The following is a 368-nucleotide window of genomic DNA, read 5'->3' on the forward strand; positions in this document are numbered from 1 at the left end:
CGTCGAAGGTTATACCAAAAAAACTCCGAACGCGACACAATAAAGGTGTTCAAGCTAATTGTAAAGCGAAAGGAGAAAAATATGGCACAAAAGGCTCATAGTTTATCGCACACAAAGTGGCATTGTAAGTATCACATTGTGTTCACCCCTAAGTATAGACGAAAAGTTATCTATAATCAATATCGAAGTAGTTTAGGCGAAATATTTCATCGCTTGTGTAGTTATAAAGGAGTTGAAATTATCGAGGGTCACTTAATGCCAGACCATGTACACATGTTAGTAAGTATTCCACCAAGGATAAGTGTTTCGAGTTTCATGGGTTATTTAAAAGGAAAAAGTGCACTCATGATGTTTGACAAACACGCCAA

At 37.0% G+C, this 368-nt stretch carries 1 protein-coding gene; it reads left to right on the forward strand.

Translation table 11 applies throughout. The features are described from left to right. Nucleotides 1-81: 81 nt before the first annotated feature. Nucleotides 82-368 (forward strand): IS200/IS605 family transposase (tnpA, locus tag HT679_RS11070; protein WP_173214649.1); only part of this gene is annotated, 287 nt, incomplete at its 3' end.

The sequence above is a fragment of the Streptococcus sp. 4886 genome (assembly GCF_013276485.1).
Lineage (GTDB): Bacteria > Bacillota > Bacilli > Lactobacillales > Streptococcaceae > Streptococcus.